27 protein-coding genes and 1 tRNA gene are annotated in these 26,022 nt (G+C 63.9%); 16 read left to right on the top strand and 12 right to left on the bottom strand.

Going from position 1 to position 26,022, the window contains the following annotated elements; all coding sequences use genetic code 11:
* Positions 1 to 76 precede the first annotated feature (76 nt).
* The 3 genes from rpoN to ptsN all read left to right on the top strand — a co-directional run bounded on the left by rpoN (position 77) and on the right by ptsN (position 3,194).
* On the top strand, positions 77 to 1,708 hold the full coding sequence (gene rpoN, locus RX330_RS00545) for an RNA polymerase factor sigma-54 (RefSeq protein WP_317241702.1): 1,632 nt from the start codon (positions 77 to 79) through the stop codon (positions 1,706 to 1,708).
* Positions 1,709 to 1,905: 197 nt separating this feature from the next.
* Positions 1,906 to 2,505 carry a ribosome hibernation-promoting factor, HPF/YfiA family gene (gene hpf, locus RX330_RS00540; RefSeq protein WP_212083280.1) on the top strand — a complete coding sequence of 200 codons (600 nt, stop codon included), beginning with the start codon at positions 1,906 to 1,908 and terminating at the stop codon, positions 2,503 to 2,505.
* Positions 2,506 to 2,732: 227 nt separating this feature from the next.
* Complete coding sequence (gene ptsN, locus RX330_RS00535; RefSeq protein ID WP_008141251.1) at positions 2,733 to 3,194, top strand: PTS IIA-like nitrogen regulatory protein PtsN; 462 nt, start codon at positions 2,733 to 2,735, stop codon at positions 3,192 to 3,194.
* A 72-nt stretch (positions 3,195 to 3,266) separates the two neighbouring features.
* Here ptsN and RX330_RS00530 read toward each other — a convergent pair whose 3' ends face one another.
* The gene (locus RX330_RS00530; RefSeq protein ID WP_317241701.1) at positions 3,267 to 3,851 is read right to left on the bottom strand and encodes a TetR/AcrR family transcriptional regulator; all 585 of its coding nucleotides are present in this window, start codon (positions 3,849 to 3,851) and stop codon (positions 3,267 to 3,269) included.
* 471 nt (positions 3,852 to 4,322) lie between these two features.
* Between RX330_RS00530 and RX330_RS00525 the strand changes: the two genes are divergently transcribed.
* Genes RX330_RS00525 through RX330_RS00515 form a run of 3 tightly spaced genes read left to right on the top strand, consistent with a single transcriptional unit; the run spans position 4,323 to position 7,868 of the window.
* Positions 4,323 to 5,126: an SDR family NAD(P)-dependent oxidoreductase gene (locus RX330_RS00525; RefSeq protein ID WP_212083286.1), complete on the top strand. Its 804-nt coding sequence runs from the start codon at positions 4,323 to 4,325 to the stop codon at positions 5,124 to 5,126.
* 38 nt (positions 5,127 to 5,164) lie between these two features.
* Complete coding sequence (locus RX330_RS00520; protein WP_212083289.1) at positions 5,165 to 6,292, top strand: DUF5938 domain-containing protein; 1,128 nt, start codon at positions 5,165 to 5,167, stop codon at positions 6,290 to 6,292.
* 52 nt (positions 6,293 to 6,344) lie between these two features.
* Positions 6,345 to 7,868 carry an AMP-binding protein gene (locus RX330_RS00515; protein ID WP_317241700.1) on the top strand — a complete coding sequence of 508 codons (1,524 nt, stop codon included), beginning with the start codon at positions 6,345 to 6,347 and terminating at the stop codon, positions 7,866 to 7,868.
* A gap of 129 nt (positions 7,869 to 7,997) precedes the next feature.
* Here RX330_RS00515 and RX330_RS00510 read toward each other — a convergent pair whose 3' ends face one another.
* From RX330_RS00510 to RX330_RS00475, 8 genes are all read right to left on the bottom strand, one after another.
* Positions 7,998 to 8,270: a DUF1150 family protein gene (locus tag RX330_RS00510; RefSeq protein ID WP_200452147.1), complete on the bottom strand. Its 273-nt coding sequence runs from the start codon at positions 8,268 to 8,270 to the stop codon at positions 7,998 to 8,000.
* A gap of 50 nt (positions 8,271 to 8,320) precedes the next feature.
* The gene (locus RX330_RS00505) at positions 8,321 to 8,746 is read right to left on the bottom strand and encodes an Hsp20 family protein (protein ID WP_028139463.1); all 426 of its coding nucleotides are present in this window, start codon (positions 8,744 to 8,746) and stop codon (positions 8,321 to 8,323) included.
* Between the two features lie 259 nt (positions 8,747 to 9,005).
* Positions 9,006 to 10,091, bottom strand: coding sequence for a sn-glycerol-3-phosphate import ATP-binding protein UgpC (locus tag RX330_RS00500; RefSeq protein ID WP_317241698.1), 1,086 nt, complete (start codon positions 10,089 to 10,091; stop codon positions 9,006 to 9,008).
* A 6-nt stretch (positions 10,092 to 10,097) separates the two neighbouring features.
* Positions 10,098 to 10,946 carry a sn-glycerol-3-phosphate ABC transporter permease UgpE gene (gene ugpE, locus RX330_RS00495; protein WP_317241697.1) on the bottom strand — a complete coding sequence of 283 codons (849 nt, stop codon included), beginning with the start codon at positions 10,944 to 10,946 and terminating at the stop codon, positions 10,098 to 10,100.
* Positions 10,946 to 11,827, bottom strand: coding sequence for a sn-glycerol-3-phosphate ABC transporter permease UgpA (gene ugpA, locus RX330_RS00490; protein ID WP_317241696.1), 882 nt, complete (start codon positions 11,825 to 11,827; stop codon positions 10,946 to 10,948). Before ugpA ends, ugpE begins: the two co-directional genes overlap by 1 nt.
* A 48-nt stretch (positions 11,828 to 11,875) precedes the next feature.
* Complete coding sequence (gene ugpB, locus RX330_RS00485) at positions 11,876 to 13,192, bottom strand: sn-glycerol-3-phosphate ABC transporter substrate-binding protein UgpB (RefSeq protein WP_317241695.1); 1,317 nt, start codon at positions 13,190 to 13,192, stop codon at positions 11,876 to 11,878.
* Positions 13,193 to 13,413: 221 nt separating this feature from the next.
* Positions 13,414 to 14,619 carry a CaiB/BaiF CoA transferase family protein gene (locus RX330_RS00480; RefSeq protein WP_249153194.1) on the bottom strand — a complete coding sequence of 402 codons (1,206 nt, stop codon included), beginning with the start codon at positions 14,617 to 14,619 and terminating at the stop codon, positions 13,414 to 13,416.
* 178 nt (positions 14,620 to 14,797) lie between these two features.
* Positions 14,798 to 15,223, bottom strand: coding sequence for an organic hydroperoxide resistance protein (locus tag RX330_RS00475; protein WP_061023501.1), 426 nt, complete (start codon positions 15,221 to 15,223; stop codon positions 14,798 to 14,800).
* A gap of 154 nt (positions 15,224 to 15,377) precedes the next feature.
* On the opposite strand from RX330_RS00475, the gene RX330_RS00470 reads away from it, so the two are divergent.
* Complete coding sequence (locus tag RX330_RS00470; RefSeq protein ID WP_212083318.1) at positions 15,378 to 15,839, top strand: MarR family winged helix-turn-helix transcriptional regulator; 462 nt, start codon at positions 15,378 to 15,380, stop codon at positions 15,837 to 15,839.
* Between the two features lie 6 nt (positions 15,840 to 15,845).
* On the opposite strand, the gene RX330_RS00465 is transcribed toward RX330_RS00470, so the two are convergent.
* The 3 genes from RX330_RS00465 to RX330_RS00455 all read right to left on the bottom strand — a co-directional run bounded on the left by RX330_RS00465 (position 15,846) and on the right by RX330_RS00455 (position 16,815).
* Positions 15,846 to 16,082, bottom strand: coding sequence for a GIY-YIG nuclease family protein (locus RX330_RS00465; protein ID WP_212083320.1), 237 nt, complete (start codon positions 16,080 to 16,082; stop codon positions 15,846 to 15,848).
* A gap of 155 nt (positions 16,083 to 16,237) precedes the next feature.
* Positions 16,238 to 16,313, bottom strand: a tRNA-Ala gene (locus RX330_RS00460).
* A gap of 94 nt (positions 16,314 to 16,407) precedes the next feature.
* Positions 16,408 to 16,815, bottom strand: coding sequence for a TIGR02300 family protein (locus tag RX330_RS00455; RefSeq protein WP_212083327.1), 408 nt, complete (start codon positions 16,813 to 16,815; stop codon positions 16,408 to 16,410).
* Between the two features lie 160 nt (positions 16,816 to 16,975).
* Between RX330_RS00455 and aroA the strand changes: the two genes are divergently transcribed.
* The 9 genes from aroA to trpA all read left to right on the top strand — a co-directional run bounded on the left by aroA (position 16,976) and on the right by trpA (position 25,940).
* The gene (gene aroA, locus RX330_RS00450; RefSeq protein WP_317241694.1) at positions 16,976 to 18,313 is read left to right on the top strand and encodes a 3-phosphoshikimate 1-carboxyvinyltransferase; all 1,338 of its coding nucleotides are present in this window, start codon (positions 16,976 to 16,978) and stop codon (positions 18,311 to 18,313) included.
* Positions 18,310 to 18,948, top strand: a complete 639-nt coding sequence (gene cmk / locus RX330_RS00445; protein WP_317241693.1) for a (d)CMP kinase — start codon at positions 18,310 to 18,312, stop codon at positions 18,946 to 18,948. Before aroA ends, cmk begins: the two co-directional genes overlap by 4 nt.
* Positions 18,949 to 19,214: 266 nt before the next feature.
* The gene (gene rpsA, locus RX330_RS00440) at positions 19,215 to 20,921 is read left to right on the top strand and encodes a 30S ribosomal protein S1 (protein WP_100178633.1); all 1,707 of its coding nucleotides are present in this window, start codon (positions 19,215 to 19,217) and stop codon (positions 20,919 to 20,921) included.
* Positions 20,922 to 21,234: 313 nt separating this feature from the next.
* Positions 21,235 to 22,215 (top strand): signal peptide peptidase SppA, encoded by a 981-nt coding sequence (gene sppA / locus RX330_RS00435; protein ID WP_317241692.1) that lies wholly within the window; start codon positions 21,235 to 21,237, stop codon positions 22,213 to 22,215.
* 173 nt (positions 22,216 to 22,388) lie between these two features.
* Complete coding sequence (locus RX330_RS00430; protein WP_007598410.1) at positions 22,389 to 22,694, top strand: integration host factor subunit beta; 306 nt, start codon at positions 22,389 to 22,391, stop codon at positions 22,692 to 22,694.
* A gap of 69 nt (positions 22,695 to 22,763) precedes the next feature.
* Positions 22,764 to 23,156: a lipopolysaccharide assembly protein LapA domain-containing protein gene (locus tag RX330_RS00425; protein ID WP_317241691.1), complete on the top strand. Its 393-nt coding sequence runs from the start codon at positions 22,764 to 22,766 to the stop codon at positions 23,154 to 23,156.
* 65 nt (positions 23,157 to 23,221) lie between these two features.
* Complete coding sequence (locus RX330_RS00420; RefSeq protein ID WP_212083344.1) at positions 23,222 to 23,893, top strand: phosphoribosylanthranilate isomerase; 672 nt, start codon at positions 23,222 to 23,224, stop codon at positions 23,891 to 23,893.
* A complete protein-coding gene (gene trpB / locus RX330_RS00415; protein WP_212083346.1) occupies positions 23,890 to 25,107 on the top strand; it encodes a tryptophan synthase subunit beta in 1,218 nt (405 codons plus the stop codon). Before RX330_RS00420 ends, trpB begins: the two co-directional genes overlap by 4 nt.
* Positions 25,104 to 25,940 (top strand): tryptophan synthase subunit alpha, encoded by an 837-nt coding sequence (gene trpA / locus RX330_RS00410; RefSeq protein WP_317241690.1) that lies wholly within the window; start codon positions 25,104 to 25,106, stop codon positions 25,938 to 25,940. Before trpB ends, trpA begins: the two co-directional genes overlap by 4 nt.
* Positions 25,941 to 26,022 lie beyond the last annotated feature (82 nt).

Here is a 26,022-nt window from a genome sequence, read left to right as displayed (position 1 = left end):
TCGTCAAGACGTGTACATCGGGCTCCGACTAGGATAAGCAAAAATCGGACCAACTTTTTGGATCGGTTCTTGCTTCATGGCGCTTACGCAGAGATTAGAGTTCCGGCAATCGCAGTCGCTGGTGATGACGCCGCAGCTGATGCAGGCGATCAAGCTGCTGCAATTGTCCAATCTCGATCTCACGACGTTCGTGGAAGAAGAGCTCGAGCGTAACCCCCTGCTGGAACGGGCCAATGACGAGGCCCCCGCGGGCGACGCCCCGGCCGAGGCCGGCCATTACGGCGATGGCGACGAGGCCGGCGGCCAGGGTGACGGTCAGGGCGATGACGGCTTTGGCGGCAGCGCCGAAGGCTTCGAGCCGGGCCAGGAAGAATGGATGAGCAAGGATCTCGGCACCCGCGCCGAGATCGAGCAGACCCTGGACACGGGCCTGGACAACGTCTTCTCCGAGGAGCCGGCCGAGACCGCGGCGCGCAATGCCCAGGACGCAGCGCCGACCACCTATACCGAATGGGGCGGCGGCGCCTCCGGCGACGAGGACTACAATCTCGAAGCCTTCGTCGCCGCCGAGATGACGCTGTCGGACCATCTCGCCGAGCAGCTCTCGGTCGCCTTCACAGGTCCCGCGCAGCGCATGATCGGCCAGTACCTGATCGACCTCGTCGACGAGGCCGGCTATCTGCCGGGCGATCTCGGCCAGGCCGCCGAGCGTCTCGGCGCATCGCAAGCCGACGTCGAGGGCGTCCTTGCCGTGTTGCAGAAATTCGATCCGCCCGGCGTCTGTGCGCGCAACTTGAGCGAATGCCTTGCGATCCAGCTCCGCGAGCTCGACCGCTATGATCCCGCCATGCAGGCCCTGGTCGAGCATCTCGATCTCCTCGCCAAGCGCGACATCGTGGCCTTGCGCAAGATCTGCGGCGTCGACGACGAGGACATCGCCGACATGATCGGCGAGATTCGCCGCCTCAATCCCAAGCCCGGCATGAAGTTCGGCTCGGCGCGTCTGCAGACCATGGTGCCCGATGTCTATGTCCGTCCGGGTCCCGACGGCGGCTGGCATGTCGAGCTCAACAGCGACACCTTGCCGCGCGTGCTCGTCAATCAGACCTACTATTCCCAGCTCTCGAAGAAGATCGGCAAGGACGGCGACAAGTCCTATTTCACCGACGCGCTTCAGAACGCGACCTGGCTGGTGCGCGCGCTCGACCAGCGCGCCCGCACCATCCTGAAAGTTGCAACCGAGATCGTGCGCCAGCAGGATGGCTTCTTCACCCACGGCGTGGCGCATTTGCGTCCGCTCAATCTGAAGGCCGTCGCCGACGCCATCCAGATGCACGAATCCACGGTGTCGCGTGTCACCGCCAACAAATACATGGCGACAAATCGCGGCACATTCGAGTTGAAATATTTCTTCACGGCCTCGATCGCCTCCGCCGACGGCGGTGAGGCGCATTCCGCCGAAGCCGTGCGCCACCACATCAAGCAGCTGATCGATTCGGAAGAGCCGGCCGCGATCCTGTCGGACGACACCATCGTGGAACGCTTGCGCGCTTCGGGCATTGATATTGCCCGCCGCACGGTCGCGAAGTACCGCGAAGCCATGCGCATACCCTCCTCGGTGCAACGCCGCCGCGACAAGCAGAGCGCTCTTGGCAACGTCCTCTCCACCGCCTTGTCCGATCGTTCCCGCAACCCCGAACCGGCCTGATTGCGCTGGCGCGAAATCGCGTTACTCTCGGCATCCCTTTGCAACCGATCCAGGCACGCGCATGATCTGGAAAAGTGCACGGCGTTTTCCTCTCCCCACGAACGCGGCAAGGGTTCGTGGGAAGATCATGCGCAGGGAACGACTTCAGCGGCGATGACGCATCGTCGCAGCTGAGGAGCAAACCAAGCGAGGCATCCATGACTCTTCGGATTTCGGGCAAGAGCATCAGCGTCGGTGAGGCCCTGCGCGGCCGCGTCGCCGACCGCACCGACGAGGTGCTGCGCAAATATTTCGACGGCAATTATTCCGGCCACATCACGCTCAGCAAGGACGGCTTCGGCTTCCGCACCGATTGCGCCCTGCACCTCGATTCGGGGATCACGCTGGAGGCCGATTCGAACGCGCCGGACGCCTATGCCAGCGCCGACCAGGCGCTGGTGATGATCGAGAAGCGGCTGCGCCGCTACAAGAACCGGCTCAAGGACCGCTCCGCCCGCAAGGCCCACGTCGCCTCCGAGGCGATGGCCGCGCTCGATGCGACGAGCTATGTGCTGGAGGCGCCGGAGGGCGAAGAGGAAGTCACCGGCTACAGCCCCGTCATCATCGCCGAGCAAACCACCTCGTTGAAGCCGCTGTCGGTCAGCGAGGCGGTCATGGAACTCGATCTCAGCGGAGCGCCTTGCCTGGTCTTCCAGCATGGGTCTTCGGGCCGGGTGAACATCATTTACCGCCGGGCGGACGGCAATGTGGGCTGGATCGATCCGCCGGGGGCCAAGGTCGATGGCAAGGCCGGCTAGGAGGAGGCGGGAGCCCGTACGATCCCGGCCCTTAACAATGACCGTGGCAAAGCCGCACGCGGGAGTTGGCACCGGGATTGCGTTGGAGTAGAAGCCCCCCACATCTGGACTTGGCAGGACTTTGGCTAAGTCCCCCTTCTGCTTCATGTTATTGACGCCGGCTCAGCTTGGTCTATCAAGCTGGCCAAATCGGAACCTGACGGTTTAATTCACCTCGGAAAGCCTCCATGCCGATTACCGATCTGGTCGCACCCGAGGCGATTCTCCCGGCATTGAAGGTCAACAGCAAGAAGCAGGCCTTGCAGGAGCTCGCGGCCAAGGCCGCCGAGCTGACGGGCCAGAACGAGCGCTCCGTGTTCGAGGTGCTGCTGCAGCGGGAGAAGCTCGGCACCACCGCGGTCGGCTACGGCGTCGCCATTCCGCACGGCAAGCTGCCCAAGCTCGAAAAGATCTTTGGCCTGTTCGCGCGGCTCGATCGTCCGATCGATTTCGAGGCGATGGACGGCCAGCCGGTCGATCTGGTCTTCCTGCTGCTCGCCCCAGAAGGCGCAGGCGCCGATCACCTCAAGGCGCTCGCCCGCATCGCCCGCCTCCTGCGCGACCAGGACATCGCCAAGAAGCTCCGTGCCTCGCGCGACGCCCAGGCGATCTATTCGGTGCTGGCGCTGCCGCCGGCGACGGCGGCGTAACGCCTCGCATTCGCCATGCCCATTCCCTGACAGAATCTTCGGCCGCGCCGTCGTGACCGCCGCTGCGGCGCTTCAGCAGACCGTCGGCAGCAGGCGCCGGACTTCGTCGAGCAATTCGGGAATCGCCGTCCTGTCACCCGCGAGGTGCTTGAGCAGCGCGCTCTGAAACAGACCGTCGAACAGCGCATAGAGCGCGGCGGGCGACGACGCCGGCCGTTTGCCGGCGAAGTCGGCGTAGCGGGACGCGATGCGCCAGATCATCGCTTCCAGGCTCTTGTCGATTTCGAGCACATCCTCGCGAAACGCCGCCTCGAACATCGCCTGCGAGCGCAAATCGTACCAGAGACGGTGCATGCGGGCTTCGGTCTGCAACGTTGCTGCGAGCTTGGCGAGGAAACCCTGGAGCAACTCCTCGCGGCTCGTTGCCGTCGCTACGACATCGTCATACCGCGTCACGCACCTCGCCTTATAGTGACGGACGCAGCAGCAGATCAGGTCGAGCTTGTCGCTGAAGTAATAGTGGAACACGCCGTGCGTGAAGGCCGAGTTCTGCGCGATCTCGCGCAGGCTGGTGCGTGCGAAGCCGAGTTCGCCAAGCGTTTCGAGCGCGGCCTCGGCAAGCTCGATCCGTCGCGCGTTGAACTTTTCATCCCGCACGACCTCCCCCACGGCCTCACGCTTCGCCGCTCCTGTCGCTCGCCGCGCCATTGTCGCGCTGTCTCCCGTCTCTTCGTCACGACGATCACATCGCCCGTCATCGTCTAGAGCATGATCCGGAAAAGTGTGAAGCGGTTTTCCGAAAAGATCATGCTCAAACATGACCTAAAGCGCGATGAGGATTCGTCCGATCTCATCGCGCTCTAGAGACCATCCTCTTTGACAACTGTCAAATTTTCTCCTTGACAACTGTCAAGCCGCGGGAGGAGTGTGCCCACCGAGAATTTGGACAGTCGTCAAGACGTTCGCAAATGGAGGAAATGCACCCACCGGCGCCGTGCCGCCGGAACGGACGCGCATGCCGCTGTGCCACTGCGCCGGCACCGTGCTGCCGACCGCAGCACGTACCGGTCATCAGCGAAGATCAGTCCAAAAGATCGATCCAAGAGATCAACAAAGGGAGGACGTGCGATGAGTGAGAAGAGCCTTGATGGCCGCAAAGCCCTGGTCACCGGCGGAGCACGCGGCATAGGAGCCGCTATTGCACAGGCGTTGGCGCGATCCGGCGCGGCGGTCATGATCGGCGACATCCTCGACGACGTCGGCAAGGACAGCGCCGGTCAAATTGCCAAGCTCGGTGTGAAGACCGGCTTCGTGCATCTCGACGTCACCGACGACGCGCAGTGGGAGAAAGCGGCCGCTGCGACGATCGCGACGCTCGGCGGCTACGACATCCTGATCAACAATGCCGGCATCGAGATCACCTCGCTGATCTCCGAGGTCAAGGCCGAGGATGCGCGCCGGATGTGCGACGTCAACATCGTCGGCACGGTGCTCGGCATGAAGCATGCCTTCCGCGCCATGCGCCCGGGCGGGCCGGCCGGCAAAGGTGGCGCCGTCGTCAACATCGCCTCGGTTGCGGCAACGATCGCCTTCCCGAGCATCGCGGTCTATTCGGGCACCAAATCCGCGGTCGACCGCATGACGCGGGTCGGTGCGATGGAATCCGGCAAGCTTGGCTTCGGCGTGCGCGTCAACGCGATCTATCCGGGCCTGATCCCGACCGACATGGGCATGCAGCTTGCCAATGACATCGTGAAGATCGGTCTGGCACCCGACGTCAACGCCGCGGTCGGCTCGGTGGTGGAGCAGACACCACTCGGCAAGCTCGCGGAAGTCGGCGACATCGCCGAAGCGGCGGTGTTTCTGTGCTCGGACCGAGCGCGTTTCATCACCGGCATCGGACTGCCGGTCGATGGCGGCATGGGCATGTGAGCGCGGTCAACCAACAACCACCCATCAGGAGGATCGCAATGAGCAAGAAGCCCGTCATCGTCTACGGCGCATCCGGCTATACCGGCCGGTTGGTCTGCGAATATCTACGCGAATACAACATCCCCTTCATCGCGGCCGGGCGAAGCGAAGAGAAGCTCAAGGCCGCGATGACGTCGAACGTGGCCGGCATCGAGACGGCCGACTATGAGGTGGCGACGGTGCCGCACACGGTGGCGGCGCTGACTGAATTGTTCAAGGGCGCCTCCGTGGTGCTCAACACCGTCGGCCCCTTTGCCAAGTTCGGCACCGAAGTGGTGCAGGCGTGTCTCGCTGCCAAGTGCCACTACATCGACACCACCGGCGAGCAGGACTGGCTGATCACGCTCGATCAGGAGTTTGGCACGAGGTTCGCCAATGCCGGCCTGCTGCTGGCGCCGGGCATCGCGCAGATGTACACGACGGGTGAGATCGCCGCCCAACTGTGCCTGGAGACACCGGGCCTCGACACGCTCGATATCGCCGTGTTCTGGGGCGGCAGCCCGACGATCGCCTCGACGCAGACCATCCTGGTCAATGCCGCGATGGCCAAGGCTTACTACCTGGAGCAGAACAAATACGTCGAGCATCAGCCGGATGCCGGTCTCTACAACCTCGCCATCCCCGGCCAGCATGAACTGGCGTTGGCCCTGCCCTGGGGTGGGACCTCGCATCCGGTGTGGTTCAAGCGCGATCCGCGCGTGGCCAACGTGAAGGTGCTGGGCGGCGTATTCAATCGTGCGCTGATGCTGGGCGTGCCGCAGATCGTCGCTGGCGCGCTGGAGGCGACCAAGAACATGAACCCCGACGACCGCTATGCCGCGTTGGCGCAGACCGCGGCCAGCGTGATGAACACCATGCCGCCGCGCGAGAACCCGCGCGTCAACAAGTCGATGGATTCGGTGCATGCGTCCGGTCCGCTCGGGCGCGCGCACTGTGTCATCTACGGCAACAGCAACTACAAGCAGACCGGCATGCTCCAGGCCTATGCCGCGGCGCACCTGCTGCAGCAGCCGCCCAAGCGCGTCGGCTTTGCCTCCGGCTGCCAGGCATTCGGCCATCACGAGCTGCTTGGGCAATTGCGCAGTTTTGGTCTGGTCGGCAAGCCGGTCCTGACCGTACACGACTAAACGATCGCGGGTGGTGCACTTATGCGCCACCCGTCTCATCGCGAGATCGAACATGCGCTTCATCGATTACCTCGACAAGGGTGCCTCGCTCGGCGTCAATGCGCTGTGCCTGACCATGGATGGACGCGATCTCGGCTATGGCGAGGTGCAGCGGCTCAGCTATCGCATCGCGCGGGGGCTCGACCGATCGGGCATTGCGCCCGGCGACAAGGTCGCGATCCTGTCCGGAAATGATCCGGTCGCCTTCGCCTGTGTGTTCGGCATCTCGCGCGCCGGCGCGGTGTGGTGCCCTATCAATCCGCGCAATGAGGCGGCCGAGAACAAATTCATCCTCGACGGGTTCGATTGCAGCCTGCTTCTGTTCCATTCGAGCTTTGCGCCGATGGTCGAGGCCGTCAGACCAGAGTTGCCGAAGTTACGCACGCTCGTTTGCCTCGACACCGAACTGCCGTTCGCGCCATCGTTCGAAAAATGGCTCGCCGGCCTCGCAGATGAACCTTATCAACGCGAGACGATCGACGATCTCGCGATGATCCCGGGCACCGGCGGCACCACCGGCAAGCCGAAGGGTGTGATGTTGTCGGGCCGCAACATCGAGACCATGACGGCGCTGACCTTGATGGGCTATCCCTTCAAGGGCCGTCCGGTCTATCTCGCGCTGGCGCCGCTGACGCACGCCGCCGGCGTGCTGTGCTTCCCGATCATGACGCTCGGCGGCCGCATCGTGATCATGAATCACCCCGACGTCGGCGAGTTCCTCGATCTGATCGCGCGCTACGGGGTCACGCACACTTTCCTGCCGCCGACCGTGATCTACATGCTGCTCGATCATCCCGGGCTTGATCGCGCCAAGCTCGGTTCGCTGCAATGTTTCTGGTACGGCGCCGCGCCGATCTCGGCACTGCGGCTTGCAGAGGCGCTCCAGCGGATCGGCCCGATGGCGCAGTTGTTCGGCCAGACCGAAGCGCCGATGATGATATCGATGATGGCACCCAGCGAGCACTACAATGCCGACGGTACCATCGCGATGCAGCGTCTCGCGTCAGCCGGTCGGATCAGCCCGCTGGTCCAGGCCGGCATCATGGATGGCGACGGTCATCTGCTGCCATCAGGCGCGCGCGGCGAGATCGTCGTGCGCGGCTCGCTGGTGATGGACGGCTATTACAAGAATCCGCAAGCCACCGCCGAAGCCTCAGTGCATGGCTGGCACCACACCGGCGACATCGGCTACATCGACGACGACGGCTATCTCTATATCGTCGACCGCGCCAAGGACATGATCATCACCGGCGGGTTCAACGTCTATTCGATCGAGGTCGAGAATGCGCTGCGGTCGCATGAGGCGGTGCAGGATTGCGCCGTGATCGGGCTGGCGGATGAGAAATGGGGTGAGCGGATCGTCGCCGTGGTGCAGCCCCGCGCCGGCCAGCAAATCGACACCGCAGCGCTCGCCGCCTTCGTCAAGGCACAGATCGGCAGCGTCAAGACGCCGAAGCAGATCGAGGTCTGGGCCGATCTTCCGCGCTCCAAGGTCGGCAAGGTCCTGAAGCCGGACATTCGTGCGCGATTGACCTGATTGGGCTCGCTCCGCGTCGGTCGTTCAGTTCCGCCCGCCGCAGCGCTTCACGCCTCCCAATGAAAACGGGCACGCCTTCTTGCGAAGGCATGCCCGCTCAAAAACTCTATTCGTCCGACGTGCGCGCGCTCAGTGCACGCTCACCGCTTGCAGCTCGTTGCTCCAGGCGTTGGCGATCGCGGCTTCGCGGCTGTCGGTCAGCATGATCGGCGTGCCATCGGCGGCGTGGAGCGCGAAGAGCTTCAGCCCCGGCGCGATTTTCGGCGCTTCGGGAAACAGGCCCGGCACGTCTTCCGAGCGGATCTGCTTCACATAGGCGATATGACCTTCGCCGAGGGCTGCCAGCGTCTCGGGCGAGACGTTCTTGGCTTCGTATTCGAACGCAACGTGACCTTCACTCATGGTCTCGACTCCTCTGGAACACTAAGCGGTCGAGTCCGCTACTCGTTCCATTATTCGTGCTCATTGATAGCGATTGTCTTAACGATCCTCTCCGGTTCAGGCCGGGCAAGATCGATCGACAACAGCCCGTTCTTCAGATCCGCACCCAGCACCAGCATCCCCTCCGCCAGCACGAACGTGCGCTGGAAGTGGCGCGCGGCGATGCCGCGATGGATGTATTGCCGGGTCTTGTCGTCCTGCTGCCGCCCGCGGATCACGAGCTGGTTTTCCTCAATGGTTACATCGAGTTGGTCGCGGGTGAATCCGGCAACCGCCAGCGTGATGCGCAGCCGCTCGGGCTGGCCGTCCGCGCCGCCGCACCTCTCGATATTGTAGGGCGGATAGCCGTCGGCGCCTTTGACGACCCGATCGAGCACGCGCTCGATCTCGTCGAAGCCCAGAAGGAACGGACTGGAGAGCGTTGGAACACGAGACATAGTTTACAAAGTCCTCTCGAAGCGACTTTGGTGCATCAGGGCCCATAAAGGCACCCCTTGATCAGCAATATGGGCATGTTCCCATGTTGGTTCAAGCAGGTAGCGGGGGAGTGTGGATTGCCGCTTCCTCTGGACATGGCCAGGCGGGACAACCTGGGCATGAAGAAGTTAGGGCGCGATTTATCCCAACGATAACAAGGCCGTTCTACTGTGCATGGGGTTGTTTTCGCAGTTTTTGAGTTGGGAGGCCTCGGAACCCTCAGGCCTCCATCCGCGTCCGCCCGTCACCGCTGAACAAATGCAGCTTTGCCCGCGCCGCTGCGACCCGGATTCTCGCGCCGATGGCTGGGGCCTCGGTTCCGGGAATGCGGACTATGATCTCGCCGGGTGGCAGCTCGCCGGGCGTGGCGGCGACGCGCTGCTCTTCCTGCTCGCGCGAGCCATAGACGAAGGTTTCTGCGCCGACGCGCTCGATCGCCTCGACCGTCAGCGGCAGCGCGACGCCGCCGGCCGGGGTCTGGTCGGTGATGACGAAATCCTCCGGGCGGATGCCGAGGATGCCGGCTTCACCGGCACTGCCGCCGAGCTGCGATTTTATCTCTTCGGGGCGCGTCGACATCAAATTCATCGGCGGTGCGCCGATGAAGGAGGCGACGAAGGTGGTCGCCGGCTTCTCGTAGATCGCAAGGGGATTGCCGACCTGCTCGACCTCACCGCCGTTCATCACCACGAGAATGTCGGCGAGCGTCATCGCTTCGAGCTGGTCGTGAGTGACGTAAATCGACGTCGTGTTGAGCCGGCGCTGCAATTTGCGGATCTCGACGCGCATCGCGATGCGCAGCTTGGCGTCGAGGTTGGAGAGCGGCTCGTCGAACAGAAAAACTTTCGGCTGGCGCACGATGGCGCGGCCCATGGCGACGCGCTGGCGCTGGCCGCCGGAGAGCTGGCGCGGCTTGCGCTCCAGCATCGATGTGAGCTCGAGAATGCGCGCAGCTTCCTCGACCCGGGACTTGATCTCGGCCTCGGCCATGCCGCGGTTGCGCAGGCCGTAGGCCATGTTGTTGTACACGCTCATATGCGGATAGAGCGCATAGTTCTGGAACACCATCGCGATGTCGCGATCGGCGGGCTCGATCTGGTTGACGATCCGGCCGCCGATGTCGATCTCGCCGCCGGTGACCGTTTCGAGCCCCGCGACCATGCGCAGCAGCGTGGACTTGCCGCAGCCGGAGGGGCCGACCAGCACGCAGAACTGGCCGTCTCCGACATCGACGTCGACGCCCTTGATGGCTTCGAAGCCGCCGGGATAGGTCTTGCGGACGTTGCGCAGGGTGACGTTGGCCATAAGTCTCTACTTTTCCGTCTCGACCAGTCCGCGCACGAACAGCTTCTGCATGACGACGACGACGAACACCGGCGGCAGCATGGCCAGCACGGCGGTTGCCATCACGATCGGCCATTCGGTCAGCGCGTCGGTGGTGGTGATCATCTTGCGGATGCCGATCTGGATGGTCTGCATGTCGTCGCGCGTGGTGATCAGCAGCGGCCAGAGATATTGATTCCAGCCGAGGATGAACAGGATCACGAACAGCGCGGCCATGTTGGTGCGCGACAGCGGCAGCAGCGTATCCCAGAAGAAGCGGAAGGGCCCGGCGCCGTCGATGCGCGAGGCTTCCAGAAGCTCGTCCGGCACCGTCATGAAGAACTGCCGGAACAGCAGTGTCGCGGTCGCGGATGCGATCAGCGGGAGTGCCAGGCCGGCATAGCTGTCGAGCATGTGCAGATCAGCGACGATCTTGTAGGTCGGATAGATGCGCACCTCGACCGGCAGCATCAAGGTGATGAAAATGATCCAGAAGATCGCCATCCGAAACGGAAAGCGAAAATAGACGATCGCATAGGCGGAGATGATCGAGACCGTGATCTTGCCGACCGCGATCAGGAGCGCCATTACGAGCGAGTTGAGCATCATGTTGCCGACCGGCTCGCGGGTCGAGCCGCTCGTGCCGACGAAGATGGTCTGGTAGTAGGTTTGCAGGAAATGGCCGCCCGGCAGCAGCGACATCTGGCCGTTGGCGATCACCGCGTTGTCCTGGGTCGAGGCGACGAAGGCGAGATAGACCGGGAAGGCGACGATCGCGATCCCGATCCATAGGATGATGTGGGCGATGTAGCGCCGAAAGCCTTCTTCCTCCACCATCAGTAGGTCACCTTGCGTTCGACGAAGCGGAACTGGATTCCCGTCAGCACGATGACCATGATCATCAGGATCACCGATTGTGCCGCCGAGCTGCCGAGATTTCCGCCGAGCAGGCCGTCGGTATAGACCTTGTAGACCAGCGTCTCCGTCGACTTGCCGGGGCCGCCCCGGGTCATGGTGTCGATGATGCCGAACGTGTCGAAGAAGGCGTAGACGATATTGACGACGAGCAGGAAAAAGATGGTGGGCGACAGCAGCGGGAAGGTCACCGTCCAGAACCTGCGCATCGGCCGCGCGCCGTCGATCGCCGCGGCCTCGAGCACGCTCTTGGGGATGCTCTGCAGGCCGGCGAGGAAGAACAGGAAGTTGTAGGAGATCTGCTTCCACGCGGCGGCGAGGATGATCAGCGCCGCGGCCTGGTCGCCGTCGAGCAGCGGATTCCAGTCGACGCCGAGGGCGCGCAAATATCGCGAGAGTACGCCCAGCGAGGGGTGCAGCATGAAGATCCAGAGCACGCCGACGACCGGCGGCGCCACCGCATAGGGCCAGATCAGCAGCGTCCGGTAGAGCATTGAGCCGCGCAGCGGCTTGTCCGCCATCACGGCGAGCAACAGCGCAAACGACAGCGATGAGACCGCGATGGCGAACGAGAAGAAGAAGGTCCGGACGATCGCCTCGAAATAGGCGCCGTCCTTCATGAGATCGAGATAATTCTCGAACCAGACGAAGGTCGTCGACAGGCCGAAGGCATCCTGGAGCAGGAAGGACTGGATCACCGCCTGCAGGGCCGGCCAGTAGAAGAAAATCAGGACGATCGCCAGCTGCGGCGCAACCAGCGCGTAGGGCAACAGCTTCGATTGGAAGATGGCTTGCTTTTGCATGATGCCCCAGAGCGGCAGGCCGGGGTCACCGGCCTGCCGCTGATCGTCTCACTTGACGGCGGTCTTTTCGAATTGACGCAGCATCGTGTTACCGCGCTCGACGGCCGCGTCCAGCGCCTGCTTGGCGGTCTTCTTGCCGGCCAGCGCCTGCTCGATCTCTTCCGCCCAGACGTCGCGGAGCTGCACCATGTTGCCGAGGCGCAGGCCGCGGGAGTTCTCGGTCGGCTCCTTGTTGGTCAGCTCGAGCAGTGGCGTCTCGAGATAGGGCTGGTCCTTGTAGAAGCCGTCCGCCTTGGCCTTGTCATAGGCAGCCTTGGTGATCGGCAGATAGCCCGAGGACTTGTGGATGAAGACCTGGCGATCGGTGTCCGAGAGGAAGGTCAGGAATTTCGCCACGCCCTTGTATTCGTCGGCCGACTTGCCGCCCATCATCCAGAGCGAGGCGCCGCCGATGATCGAGTTCTGCGGCGCGCCCTTCACGTCGGGATAGTAGGGCATCGGCACCGCGGTGAAGGCGAACTTGGCCTGCGCCTTGACGTTGCCGAAGAAGGCGGACGACGTCAGGTAGAGCGGACATTCGCCCGACGTGAAGCGGCCTTCGCCGGTGTTGGTGCGGCCGGCATAATCGTAGGTCTTGTCCTTCTGGAGCTCGACCAGATTTTCGAGATGCTTGACCTGGAGCGGCCCGTTGAAGGAGAGCACGGTGTCGAAGCCGTCGAGGCCGTTGGCCTTGCTGGCGAGCGGCACGTTGTGCCAGGCGGAGAGCTGCTCGAGATTGACCCAGGTGACCCAGGAGTTGGAGAAGCCGCAGGTGGCGCTGCCGGCCGCCTTCAGCTTCTTGGCCGCGTCGAATACCTCAGGCCAGGTCTTGGGAATCTCGACATTGGCCTTCTTCAGCGCGTCGAGATTGACCCACATCACGGTCGACGACGAGTTGAAGGGGAAGGACAGCATCTCGCCCTTCGAGGTCGAATAGTAGCCGGTGATCGCGGGCAGATAGGCTTTTGGATCGAACTTCTCGCCGGTCTCGGCCATCAGCTTGTAGACGGGCTTCACGGCGCCGGTGGCGGACATCATCGTGGCAGTGCCGACCTCGAACACCTGCATGATGTGCGGCGCGTTGCCGGCGCGGAACGCCGCGATGCCGGCGTTCATCGTGTCGGCGTAGTTGCCCTTGTAGGTCGGGATCACCTTGTAGTCGCTCTGCGACGTGTTGAAGTCGTTGGCAAGCTTGACGATGACGTCGTTGTTCGCGCCCGTCATCGCATGCCACCACTGGATTTCCGTCACAGCGAAGGCCGGCGAGGCCGTCAGGCCAACTGTGAACGCGAGTGCGGCAGCCGCACCAAAATGTCGAAGAGCCATCAAGAAAACCTCCCTTGCCCGTCACTAAGAAGCGCTTGCGCTAGCAGCGCCATATGACGTTCACATGACTGTGTAAGCGGGAGAAACGAAAGCGGCAAGCGCTCGAAAAGGGAAGTCGTCAAATAGGCGAAGACGGAGCAGGTAGCCAAATCCGTTCGCGCTGCACATGCGTGCGCACGCCGCAGTGCGGCATCGTTCGTCCGGAGGAAGGCGATGGGCCCCTAGCGCTTGCGCTCGGGGCCGCAGACGGTGCCCTTTTCGACCATCGCGGCGATCTCGGCCTTGGAGTAGCCGAACTCGCCCAGCACCTCTGCCGAGTGCTGGCTGAATTTCGGCGGCAGCCGGCGCAGGCTCGGCTTGCTGCGGCCGAGCCGGATCGGCGAGGCGACGCCCTTGTACCAATCCTTCTCGATGATATCGCCGCGCGCGATCGTGTGCGGGTTCGTCAGCGCCTGATCGATCTTCTGCACGGGCCCTGCGGGGAGCCCTGCGGCGAGCAGGCGGTTGCACAGCGGCTCGGCCTCGTGCTGGCTGAACACCGCGGCGAGCTCGGCGCGCAACGCCTCGCGATTGGCGATGCGGTCCTTGTTGCGGGCAAAGCGCGGATCGGTTCCCAGCTCGGGCTTGCCGATCTCCTTGGCGAGCTTGCGGAAGGTGCCGTCGTTGCCGACGCCGATGAAGATGTCGTCGGTCTTGGTCGGGAAGATCGCGTAGGGCACGAGGTTGGGATGCTCGTTGCCGGTGAGCGAGGGCGGCTTGCCATGCATGAAATAATTCGCGGTGTGCGGATGCATGATGGCAAGGCCGGTCTCGTACAGCGTGGTCTCCAGGAACTGGCCCTTGCCGGAGCGCTGCCGCTCCGACAGCGCCATCAGGATGCCGATCGCGGCATAGAGGCCGGTGCCGATGTCGACCAGGGGCACGCCGATCCGCATCGGCCCACTCTCGGGCGAGCCGGTCGCCGCAATCATGCCGGTCATGGCCTGGATGATGGCGTCATAGCCGGGATTGCCGCCGCGCGGGCCGTCGGCACCGAAGCCGCAGATCCGGCAGTGCACGAGGCGCGGGAATTTCTCGCGCAGCACCTCGTTGCCGATGCCCCATTTCTCCAGCGTACCCGGCTTGAAATTCTCGATCAGGACGTCGGCGCTCTCCAGCATCTTGAGCAGCACGGCACGGCCGCCCTCGGAGGCGAGGTCGAGACCGATCGAGCGCTTGTTGCGGTTGATGCCGATGAAATAGGCGGCGTCGTCGTCGTGGAAGGGAGGGCCCCAGTCGCGCACTTCGTCGCCCGCGGGCGGCTCGACCTTGATCACGTCGGCGCCATGGTCGGCGAGGATCTGGGTGCAGTAGGGTCCGCCGAGCACGCGCGTGAGATCGATGACGCGCAGCCCACTCATGGCACCTGTGGCGGCTTCAGAACTCATGCCTTCGCTTTCCCTGTGTCGACAATTGATCACAGGCCTAGCGAGGTTCGTGCAGGCCGGCAATGGCCCCGCGGGCAGGGGCGTATGCGCGCCGCCACGGCGCCATCCCGCAGAATGGCAAATCGGCGGAAGCGGCCGGCCCGAGGGGGATTTCGGACCGGCCGATCCACCGTTCCGGTCAGACGACCGTCAGGCGAACGTCGACATTGCCGCGCGTGGCGTTGGAGTAGGGGCACACCTGGTGCGCCTTCTCGACCAGCGCCTCGGCCTCAGCGCGGGCGAGGCCCGGCAGCGAGACGGCGAGGTCGATATCGAGGCCGAAGCCGCCCTCGGAGCGCGGGCCGATGCCGACGGTCGAGGTGACGGAGGCGTCAGCCGGAACCTTGGGGCCGCCCTGCGAGGCCACGAACTTCATCGCGCCGATGAAGCAGGCGGCATAGCCGGCCGCGAACAGCTGCTCGGGATTGTTGCCGGCGCCGCCGCCACCGCCGAGCTCCTTCGGCGTGGTCAGCTTGACGTCGAGCGCGCCGTCGAGGGTTGCAGCATGGCCGTCGCGGCCGCCGGTCGCCTTGGCGCTGGTCTTGTAGAGGACGTTCACGGACATTGTCGTCTCCCTTGGGGGTTCGTTGGGACGCGATCTATATCGCAGGCAATTAGATTGCGCGCAATTGAAATTGCACCGCTTCACATTTAATTGTTCGCAATTGAATGTGCCGGCGCGGGGCGCCAGAATGAGACAAGTCCTGAAGAGATTCTCCATGCCTCGAAAATCATCGGCAGCGGACGCGCCGCTGCGGCTCGACAACCAGATCTGCTTCGCGGTCTATTCAGCCGCGCATGCCTTCAACCGCGTCTACAAGCCGCTTTTGGACCGGCTCGGCCTGACCTATCCGCAATATCTCGTCATGCTGGTGCTGTGGGAGCGCGACGACGTTCCGGTCAAGGACATCGGCGAAAGATTGTTCCTGGATTCGGGCACACTGACGCCGCTGCTCAAGCGGCTGGAGGCCGCCCATCTCGTCAAGCGCACCCGCTCGAGCGAGGACGAGCGTCAGGTCCTGATCGCGCTGACGGCGCAAGGACACGCGCTGAAGGACAAGGCGCGGGCCGTGCCGCAGTCGATCCTGGCGGCGTCGGACTGCTCGGTGTCGGAGTTGGTGGCGATGAAGGACGAGATCGTGGCGTTGAGGGATCGGCTGAACGCGGTGATCGGGGAGTAGGGGAGGTTAGAGGCGCTTCTTGGCGAACGCGCGGCCGGACGCTGACTTTAGGTACCTTTCGAACGCGATTGCCTGCTTTTCGTTACTGAAAGCGACATAAGTCTTAACACGCCAAGGTCCGAATTTCGAGGTGTGAGGTACCTCGCCAGCATTGTGCTTCGTCAATCGGGCGCGCAGGTCGTCGGTAATCCCGACATAGAAGTGGAGGGAATCGAGGGTCTCAAGGATGTAGACGTACTTCACGGCGGATCGTCTCCGCCGTTCAGCCTATTGGATATGCATGCGCTTGCCGAGGCCCGGCTTCGCCCTTCGGGCTACGCCGCGGCAGCCTTCGCTAGCTTCGCTACGACAGAGCGGAGCTGGCCTGCCGAGCCGTAGCTGGCGAAGCCAGCGAAGGCTGGTGGAGCCAGGCGGGATCGAACCGCCGACCTCTTGCATGCCATGCAAGCGCTCTCCCAGCTGAGCTATGGCCCCTTAGTCCTCGCGGGACGAACCCTGGTGGTTCACCCCAGCCGGCGAGCCCTGGTGACTCGCGCGGTGCACCCTTTTTCACAGATCAGGGCTGATCTCAAGTCTCTTCATCACCTCCGACATCACCAATGATGTCGGTCACGTCCTCATCGCCTTCTTCTTCGTCTGCAATGAAGGTCGAATCATCGTCATCGTCGTCATCGAGGGTCTCGTCGACCTCGATATCGTCCTCGGATTCGGGCACCACGGCCTTGACCTTGCCGGTGTTCTCCTCGGCGTCGGCCTCCTCCAGCGAGACCTCTTCGACCTCTGCCGGCTCGGGCGTAGCATCCGCCGTCGCCGCGTGTCGGGCTTCGGCGCCGCGGGGCGCGCGCGCCGGCGCCACCGGGGCGATCGGCACCACTTCGCCGGTATAGGGCGAGATCACCGGATTCTTGTTGAGGTCATAGAACTTCTTGCCCGTGGTCGGGCAAATACGTTTAGTTCCGAGTTCGGACTTGGCCACGGCAGGAATCCTGGGAATGTCTGAAAAGCGGTGTTTCACTTGGCTAGTTGGCGGGCCGCTGTCAATAGCGCATTACGGGAGAACGACATGCCCGTGACGGGGCCGGGGCCATGTGGTACCTGCGCCGCAGTCCCCTCGGGGCTCATCCAAGGACACAATCTTGACTCATTCCGACCAACCGAGGCCGCTTCAGTCTCGCGCCAGCGGTCCCCTGACCGGGAAAGTACGGGTGCCCGGGGACAAGTCGATTTCTCATCGGGCTCTCATCCTGGGTGCGCTCGCGGTCGGTGAGACCAGGATTTCGGGCCTTCTGGAAGGCGAGGACGTTCTCAACACCGCCAAATCCATGCAGGCGCTGGGCGCCGGGGTCGAGCGCACCGGCGATTTCGCCTGGAAGGTGAACGGCGTCGGCGTCGCGGGCTTCGCCCCGCCCAGGGCGCCCTTGGATTTCGGCAACTCCGGCACCGGCTGCCGGCTGGTCATGGGCGCCGTCGCGGGCTGTCCGATCTCGGCGGTGTTCGACGGCGATGCCTCGCTCCGCAGCCGCCCGATGCGCCGGATCCTCGATCCCCTCGAAAAGATGGGCGCGAGGGTCATTTCCGGTGGCGAGGGCGGCCGTCTGCCTCTGACCCTTCAGGGCGCGCGCGATCCGTTGCCGATCACCTACACGACCCCGGTCGCCTCGGCCCAGATCAAATCGGCGGTGTTGCTGGCGGGCCTCGCCGCACCGGGCACCACGACCGTGATCGAGACTGAAGCCAGCCGCGATCATACTGAATTGATGCTGAAGCATTTTGGGGCCGACATTTCCTCGGCGCGAGAGGGCGCGCATGGCCGCCGTATCACGCTCAAGGGCCAGCCCGAGCTGCACGGCGCCGCCGTGGTGGTGCCCGCCGATCCGTCCTCGGCGGCTTTCCCGGTGGTCGCAGCATTGATCGTCGAGGGCTCCGATGTCGTCCTGTCCGACGTCATGACCAATCCGCTGCGCACGGGCCTGTTCACCACACTGCGCGAGATGGGCGCTTCCATCGAGGAACGCGACGTCCGCGGGGACGCCGGCGAGCCGATGGCGCAATTGCGCGTACGGGCCTCGAAGCTCCGTGGCGTCGAGGTGCCGCCGGAGCGTGCGCCCTCGATGATCGACGAATATCTGGTGCTGGCGGTGGCGGCGTCCTTTGCCGAGGGCACCACCATCATGCGCGGCCTGCACGAGCTGCGCGTCAAGGAATCCGATCGCCTTGAGGCAACCGCTGCCATGCTGCGCGTCAACGGCGTGAAGGTCGAGATCTCCGGCGACGATCTGATTGTCGAAGGCCGCGGTCACGTTCCCGGCGGCGGCACCGTCGCCACCCATATGGACCATCGCATCGCGATGTCCGCGCTGGTGATGGGCTGCGCCTCCGACCAGCCCGTGAGCGTCGACGACACCGCCTTCATCGCCACCAGCTTTCCGGATTTCATTCCGATGATGCGTTCGCTAGGGGCCGAGTTTTCATGATCATCGCTATCGACGGGCCCGCGGCTTCGGGCAAGGGGACGCTCGGCAAGCGTCTGGCTCACCATTACGGCTATCGTCATCTCGATACCGGCGTGATCTATCGCGCGGTGGCCTACGCCCTGATGCAGTCCGGCCACGATCTCACCGACGAGACGGCCGCCGTGCAGGCGGCTTTGGAGCTCGATCCCGAAAAGTTCGGCAATCCCGCCCTCAAGACCCAGAAGGCCGGCGAGGGCGCTTCCATCGTCTCGGCGATCCCCAGGGTTCGCGAGGTCCTGGTCAATTTCCAGCGCCAGTTCGCGGCCGATCCGCCCGGCGCGGTGCTGGATGGCCGCGACATTGGAACCGTGATCTGCCCGCATGCCGACGTGAAGATCTTCGTCGTCGCCGACCCCAAGGTTCGCGCCCGCCGCCGGACCATGGAGGCCAGGGCGAGGGGCGAGGAGGCGGACGAGGCGGCCGTGCTTGCCGACATCCTCCAGCGCGACGAACGCGACAAGAATCGGCCGATTGCGCCTTTGAAACCGGCCCCGGATGCTTACTTGCTAGATAACTCCCAACTGGATATAGAAGGCGGCGTCCGGGCCGCCATCGACATTATCGAGGCTGTCCGAGCGGGCCGGTCGCGGGGTTAAGCCGCCGCCGTCATTGGAGGAAGTGCCCGCTCCCGCTCGTTGAGGTCGATACGTCAGGTCCTTCGTTTCGGGACCGGTGCGATCCAGGCTCCGGACGAAAGATTTCCACGTATTGAACGCGCGGGCCCAGCCGGCCCGCTTCCGCCGTTTCGGTGCGAGCCGGAGCAGCGAGCGGTCGCTCGAAGGTTTTGCGGACCTTCCGACACTGCGCGTGCGATGCGCCCATGAACCCAACGGCCGGCACGACATCCGCAATTGGAGAACAAATGGCTTCGACTTCTGCTGATACCTATAGCCCCTCGCGCGACGATTTCGCCGCGATGCTCGACGAGTCCTTCGCAGGCGGCAACCTGCAGGAAAGCTCCGTCGTCAAGGGCAAGGTGGTTGCAATTGAAAAGGACATGGCCGTCATCGACGTCGGCCTGAAGACCGAGGGCCGCGTCGCCCTGCGCGAATTTTCCGGCCCCGGCCGTGACAGTGAACTGAAGGTCGGCGACGAGGTGGAAGTGTTCCTCGATCGCATCGAGAACGCCCTCGGCGAAGCCGTGCTGTCGCGCGACAAGGCGCGCCGCGAAGAGAGCTGGGGCAAGCTCGAGAAGGCGTTCCAGAACAACGAGAAGGTCAACGGCGTCATCTTCAACCAGGTCAAGGGCGGCTTCACGGTCGATCTCGACGGTGCCGTGGCCTTCCTGCCGCGCTCGCAGGTCGACATTCGTCCGATCCGCGACGTTGCGCCGCTGATGAACAACTCGCAGCCGTTCCAGATCCTCAAGATGGACCGTCGCCGCGGCAACATCGTCGTCTCCCGCCGCACCGTGCTGGAAGAGACCCGCGCCGAGCAGCGCCAGGAGCTGGTGCAGAACCTCGAAGAGGGTCAGGTCATCGACGGCGTGGTCAAGAACATCACCGATTACGGTGCGTTCGTTGACCTCGGCGGCATCGACGGCCTGCTGCACGTCACCGACATCGCGTGGCGCCGCGTCAACCACCCGACCGAGGTGCTCTCGATCGGCCAGACCGTGAAGGTCAAGATCATCAAGATCAACCACGAGACGCACCGCATCTCGCTGGGCATGAAGCAGCTGCTGGACGATCCGTGGCAGGGCATCGAAGCCAAGTACCCGTTGGGTGCCCGCTTCACCGGCCGCGTCACCAACATCACCGACTACGGTGCGTTCGTCGAGCTCGAGCCGGGCATCGAAGGTCTGATCCACGTCTCCGAGATGTCGTGGACCAAGAAGAACATGCACCCCGGCAAGATCGTGTCGACCTCGCAGGAAGTCGACGTGCAGGTCCTGGAAGTCGATTCGGTCAAGCGCCGCATCTCGCTCGGCCTCAAGCAGACCATGCGCAACCCCTGGGAGGTCTTCGTCGAAGGTCACCCGACCGGTTCGGTGGTCGAGGGCGAGGTCAAGAACAAGACCGAGTTCGGTCTGTTCCTGGGCCTCGAGGGCGACGTCGACGGCATGGTCCATCTCTCGGACCTCGACTGGAAGCTTCCGGGCGAGCAGGTGATCGACAACTACAAGAAGGGCGACATGGTGAAGGCCGTGGTGCTCGATGTGGACGTCGAGAAGGAGCGCATCTCGCTCGGCATCAAGCAGCTCGAAGGCGACCCCTTCGCCGAGCCGGGCGATGTCAAGAAGGGCGCGGTCGTGACCTGCGAAGTGCTCGAAGTGAAGGAGAGCGGTATCGAGGTGAAGATCACCGGCACCGACTTCTCGACCTTCATCAAGCGCTCCGAGCTCGCCCGTGACCGCAACGACCAGCGCGCCGAACGCTTTGCCGTCGGCGAGAAGGTCGATGCCCGCGTGATCCAGTTCGACAAGAAGGCCCGCAAGGTCCAGGTGTCGATCAAGGCGCTCGAAGTCGCCGAAGAGAAGGAAGCCATCGCGCAGTACGGCTCCTCCGATTCGGGTGCGACGCTCGGCGACATCCTGGGCACCGCGCTCAAGAACCGCGATAGCAAGTAAGCGAAACCTGCGTTTCGCTGACATCAAAGCCCCGGCGCGAGCCGGGGCTTTTTTGTTGTCCCCACGAACGCAGTCGTCGTCCCGGACAAGCGCGCCGAAAGCGCGCCTAGATCCGGGCGCCATAGCCAAAGGGAGTGGTTTGACGCAATCCGGTAACTCCGGGAGGACAGCGGAGGATGTGGCGGCATCTCGGCCGACGTAGCCGCCGAGCCTTGTTTTCTTCAAATTGCGCCGCAATTGATGTATCGAGATAAGCTAATGCTCACGCCGTGACGGCACGACGCGCCCGGCCTTTCATTTTGGAGATATCCAGATGTCGCTCGATTCGGACATCATCGTCGACCGCCGCAGAATTCGCCGCAAGCTGACGTTCTGGCGCGTGACGGCCGCTTTGATCGCGGTCGCCGCGATTGCAAGCTTTGCGCTGATTGCGACGCCCGGTGCGCGCGGCACGTTCGCATCTGCCGGCTCCATCGCGCGCGTCAATATCGAGGGCCTGATCCGCAGCGATTCCGATCGCACCCAGGCGCTGGAGCGGCTGGAGAATTCGCAAGCTGCGGCCGTCATCGTTCACATCAACTCGCCGGGCGGCACCACCGCCGGCTCCGAGCAGCTCTACGACTCGCTCACCCGTCTGAAGGCGAAGAAGCCGCTCGTCGTCGTGGTCGAGGGCCTTGCCGCCTCCGGCGGCTATATCACTGCGATCGCGAGCGACCACATCGTCGCCCAGCAGAGCTCCCTGGTCGGCTCGATCGGCGTGCTGTTCCAATATCCGAACGTCAGCGAGCTCTTGAAGACCATCGGCGTCAAGGTCGAGGAGGTGAAGTCGTCGCCCCTGAAGGCCGCGCCCAACGGTTACGAGCCCACCAGTCCCGAGGCGCGTGCCGCGCTCGATGCCCTGGTGAAGGATTCCTACGCCTGGTTCAGGGGGCTGGTGAAGGAACGGCGTGGCATGGATGACACGCAGCTGGAGAAAGTGGCCGATGGCCGGGTCTTCACCGGGCGCCAGGCGATCGATCTCAAGCTGATCGACCAGATCGGCGACGAGAAGACGGCGGTGACCTGGCTGGTCGAGCAGAAGGGGGTCAAGAAGGGCCTCAGCGTGCGCGATTACAAGCTCCAGCCGCGCCTCGGCGATCTGACGTTCCTCAAGACGGCGACCGCTGTCGCGCTGGAAGCCCTTGGTTTGGGCTCGATTGCCCATCAAATCGGGCAAACCGGCGTCGTGCAGGCGGTTGATCGGTTCGGAATGGATGGAATGCTGGCCCTGTGGCAGCCGGCCGCGTCAAACTGAGCGGAGTCAAGGCGAGCGGCGGAGGGTTTTCCCGCGGGGCGGGTGCCGGGGCAGCCCGCTTTTTCGGCATTTGTCACGCATTTTCACGCCGCTCAACCTTGATTTAGCGTCTTGACAGATCAAGGTATTTTCACGGAAATGGTCATCCGCACGCTCCCGGGTCCTATCTCTCGATGATCAAATCCGAACTTGTTCAGCGTATCGCCGAGCACAACCCGCATCTGTACCAGCGGGATGTCGAGAACATTGTGAATGCGATTCTCGAAGAGATCGTAGCGGCCCTCGCGCGCGGTGATCGCGTCGAGCTGCGCGGCTTCGGTGCCTTCTCGGTCAAGCATCGCCCTGCACGCGCCGGGCGCAATCCACGCACCGGCGCCCATGTGCCCGTCGATCAGAAGAGCGTTCCGTTCTTCAAGACCGGCAAGGAAATGCGCGAGCGGCTGAATCGCGACCATCCGGATCCCGGCGCGCCGGACTGAGTCTAGCGTCATGGTTTCCTGCGGTCGCAAGATGCGGCCGCAAGCTTGATTCAAGGCGAGCGAAGCGAGATGCGAAAGTTCCTGACCGCGCTGATCGTCATTCCGCTGAGCGTGATCCTGGTGGCCTTCGCGGTCGCCAACCGGCATTTCATCACGGTTTCGTTCGACCCCTTCGTTGCGAATGACCCGTCACTGTCGGTCACGCTGCCGCTGTTCCTGCTCCTGATCCTGATCGCCGTCCTCGGCGTCTTCGCGGGCGGCTCTGCCGTCTGGGTCGGTCAGCGGCGCTGGCGGCGCGCGGCGCGCCGGCACGAGGCCGAGGCACGGGCCGCCAGGGCCGAACTGGCCGATCTGCGGGCTCAGGTGGCAGCTGCAAGGCCGGAATCCCAGCGCCTACCCGCCCCGATCGGGGTGGGGCTTTACGGGCCGGTCGGGCGAGACAAGCAGCGCGCGACGTTGTAGAAGCGGCCGCAACCGAAAGCCCGTTTTCCGGCCGCGGACCCGCGGCCTCCATTTGCTTTGAGACCATGTCCCTGCTCATCAAGATCTGCGGCCTGTCCACGCGCGAGACGCTCGATGTCGCGCTCGACGCTGGCGCTGACATGGTGGGGTTCGTGTTCTTTCCGCCGTCGCCGCGGCACCTGTCCCTGGAGCTCGGCCGTGACCTCGGCCGCCAAGTGAAGGGCCGTGCGCTCAAGGTGGCGCTCACTGTCGATGCCGACGATGCGACGCTCGACAATATCATGGACGCGCTGTCGCCGGACATTTTCCAGCTCCACGGCAAGGAAAGCGTCGCGCGGCTGCGCGACATCAAGCAGCGATTCGGCCGTCCCGTGATGAAGGCGGTCCCGGTCGCAACGTCTGCCGATCTCGCCGTGCTGCCCGGCTATGCCGCGGTCGGCGATCGTATCCTGTTCGATGCGCGCGCGCCGAAGGATGCGACGCGGCCCGGCGGTTTGGGGGAGCCGTTCGATTGGCACCTGCTCGAAAAGCTTGATTTGAAGCTGCCCTACATGGTCTCCGGCGGGCTTCATGCCGACAACCTCGCCGAGGCGCTCCGCGTCACCCGCGCCGGCGGCGTCGACGTCTCCTCCGGCGTCGAGAGCGCTCCCGGCGTCAAGGATCCCGAAATGATCAAGGCCTTCATCCGCGCCGCGCGCGCCACCCAAGATGCAAATCGAGAGTTGAGCGTACGATGAATATCGCCAAGCCAAATTCCTATCGCAGCGGTCCCGATGACCGCGGCCATTTCGGCATATTCGGTGGCCGCTTCGTCGCCGAAACGCTGATGCCGTTGATCCTCGACCTGGACAAGGCCTACACCGAGGCAAAGGCGGACCCGGCGTTCCAGGGCGAGATGAACGGCTATCTCAAGAACTATGTCGGCCGGCCCTCCCCGCTCTATTTCGCCGAGCGCCTGACCGAGCATCTCGGCGGCGCCAAGATCTACCTCAAGCGCGAAGAGCTCAACCACACCGGCTCGCACAAGGTGAACAACGTGCTCGGCCAGATCATGCTGGCGCGGCGCATGGGCAAGAAGCGCATCATCGCCGAGACCGGCGCGGGCCAGCACGGTGTCGCCACCGCGACGCTGTGCGCGCGTTTCGGCCTCGAATGCGTGGTCTATATGGGCGCCGTGGACGTCGAGCGACAGCAGCCCAACGTGATCCGCATGGAGATGCTGGGCGCCAAGGTGATGCCGGTGCAGTCGGGCACGCGCACGCTGAAGGATGCGATGAACGAGGCGCTGCGCGACTGGGTCACCAACGTCCACAACACGTTCTATTGCATCGGTACGGTGGCGGGCCCGCACCCTTATCCGACGCTAGTGCGCGACTTCCAGTCGATCATCGGCAACGAGACCAAGGCCCAGATGCAGGAGATCGAAGGCCGCTTGCCGGACTCGCTGGTCGCCTGCATCGGCGGCGGCTCGAACGCGATGGGCCTGTTCCATCCGTTCCTCGATGATCCCTCGGTCGAAATCTTCGGCGTCGAGGCTGCCGGCCATGGCCTGACGCAGCTGCATGCGGCATCGATCGCGGGCGGCCGTCCCGGCGTGCTCCATGGCAACCGCACCTATCTCCTGATGGACGCCGACGGCCAGATCCAGGACGCGCATTCGATCTCGGCCGGCCTCGACTATCCCGGCATCGGCCCCGAGCATTCCTGGCTGCACGACGTCGGCCGGGTCAACTATCTCTCTGCGACCGATGACGAGGCGCTCGCCGCGTTCCAGCTGCTGTCGAAGCTCGAAGGCATCATCCCTGCGCTGGAGCCGGCGCATGCCATCGCCAAGGTGATGGAGCTCGCGCCGAAGCGGCCCCGGGATCACTTGATGGTCGTCAACCTCTCCGGCCGCGGCGACAAGGACGTCCCGCAGGTCGGCGACATCCTGAGGGGCAAGAGCAAGTGACCACGCGTATCGACATTCGTTTTGCCGAGTTGAAGAAAGCGGGCCGCGCGGCCTTCGTCACCTATGTGATGGCCGGCGATCCCGATCTCACGACGTCGCTCGAAATCGTCAAGGCGCTGCCGAAGGCGGGCGCCGACGTCATCGAACTCGGCATCCCCTTCACCGACCCCATGGCCGACGGCCCGTCCATCCAGGCTGCAGGTCTGCGCGCCCTCAAGGCCGGCATGACCTTGAAAAGGACGCTGGAACTGGTGCGCGACTTCCGCAAGGACGACAACGTCACGCCGTTGGTGCTGATGGGCTATTACAACCCGATCTACATCTACGGCGTCGACAAGTTCTTGGCTGATGCCAAGACATCAGGCGTTGACGGCTTGATCATTGTCGATCTGCCGCCGGAGGAAGACGACGAGCTCTGCCTGCCTGCGCTGAAGGCGGGCCTGAACTTCATCCGCCTGGCGACGCCGACCACCGACGACAAGCGTCTGCCGGCGGTGCTCGCGAACACATCGGGCTTTGTCTACTACGTCTCTATCGCCGGCATCACCGGTGCAGCGGCGGCGGACGCGAATGTCGTCGGCGAAGCTGTCGCGCGCATCAAGCGGCATACCAAGCTGCCGATCTGCGTCGGTTTCGGCATCCGCACCCCGGAGGCGGCGCGCGCCATTGCGGAGAAGGCCGATGGTTCGGTGGTCGGCACCGCGCTGGTCGATGCGCTCAAGAACAGCCTCGATGCGGACGGACGGGCGACCGTCAAAACCGTTAACGCCGTGGCCGAGCTGACGGCGGCCCTGGCCCAGGGCGTCAAGGGCGCGCAACAGGCGGCGGAATAGGCCATAATTCCGCTTTAGCTCTTTAGTTTGAGCATGATCTTGCCGGAAAACCGCGTCGCACTTTTCCGGATCATGCTTTAAC

The sequence above is a fragment of the Bradyrhizobium sp. NDS-1 genome, assembly GCF_032918005.1.
Classification (GTDB): domain Bacteria; phylum Pseudomonadota; class Alphaproteobacteria; order Rhizobiales; family Xanthobacteraceae; genus Bradyrhizobium; species Bradyrhizobium tunisiense.
This window is presented reverse-complemented; position numbering and strand designations above follow the sequence as displayed.